At 77.4% G+C, this 371-nt stretch carries 1 pseudogene; it reads left to right on the forward strand.

The window, feature by feature from the left end:
- Positions 1–371: pseudogene (locus TN53_RS42945) on the forward strand (hypothetical protein); the annotation flags it as partial.

A 371-nucleotide genomic window follows, 5' to 3' on the forward strand; every position in this document is an offset into this window, starting at 1 on the left:
CTGGGCGCGCTGCTGTCCGCTCGGGCCGTGGACGCTCTGCCCGGGCATGTCACCGACGCGGGGCTGGACGGGGCGACGGTCCGGCGCGTCACCGAGGCCGCGGACGCCGGCGGACTGAGTGCGGTCGGCGGGCTTCGTCTGGGCGCGGACACCCCGCGTGTCCTCGGCGCCCTGTCGCAGGCGTTCCTCGACGGTCTTCAGCTCTGTCTGGTCGTCGCGGCCGCCCTGACCCTGCTGGCCGCCGCGGTGGGTTTCGTCCTGCTGCGTCGGCCGCAGCAGCCGGCCCCACCGGCCGCAGGCCCGGCTGCCTCCGTCCAAGGGCCTCGCACCCCCGACCTGCCCACCGCCGACACTCGGACGAGCGCCGGCCC

It is taken from the genome of Streptomyces sp. WM6386, assembly GCF_000972385.1.
Taxonomy (GTDB): Bacteria; Actinomycetota; Actinomycetes; order Streptomycetales; family Streptomycetaceae; genus Streptomyces.